At 51.0% G+C, this 575-nt stretch carries 2 protein-coding genes; both read left to right on the top strand.

Annotated elements, in window-relative coordinates; genetic code table 11:
- Window positions 1–186 (top strand): hypothetical protein (locus R8N47_RS27075; RefSeq protein WP_318186351.1); only part of this gene is annotated, 186 nt, incomplete at its 5' end.
- 10 nt (window positions 187–196) lie between these two features.
- Entirely contained in the window at window positions 197–568 is a 372-nt protein-coding gene (locus tag R8N47_RS27080) for a hypothetical protein (RefSeq protein ID WP_000516916.1), read from the top strand.
- The last annotated feature ends 7 nt before the right edge of the window (window positions 569–575 follow it).

A 575-nucleotide genomic window follows, 5' to 3' on the forward strand; every position in this document is an offset into this window, starting at 1 on the left:
AAAATTACCTACGAAGAAATGCTTGAACAACTCGACCAGAAAGGCATCCGCGTCACCAACGGGGCGAGACGGCTTTATGTCGCGGTGAACAACGGAGTCAAAGCTGAGGTGCTGGGTAACTGCGGTCCCGCCACAATCAGCTTGGTTGACGGGATGATTGTTGTGGAAGAGCAGACTCTCCACTAAGGGCAGCAGCATGGGCAAAAAAGTACACATCATTTGTGGAAAGTGCGGCAGTGACGAGATGAACTTTGTCATCAATGAACACTGTCCAGACGATCCCCAGAATGTTGCCAGTATGTCCTGCTCAAATTGTTGCGAACTGACAGGCATAGCCGAGTGGTCGGAATTTAATGGACGTGAGCTGAAAGGTGAAGCCGTCGCCCTATCAACACCGGCAAACGTGAATGCTCTTCTAGGATTGCTTCGCCAGGCGATGGACAGCGTTGAGTATCGCCTCTATGGCGGGGACATGTCATTGAGCGGTAATGATGCTGCCGAACTCATAGACCTCCAGGAGCGAGCTGAGAAGGTCTTGTCTGTTCTTCGGAGTGATCAGCATGAGTGATTTATAC

This window comes from Vibrio sp. 2132-1 (genome assembly GCF_033344315.1).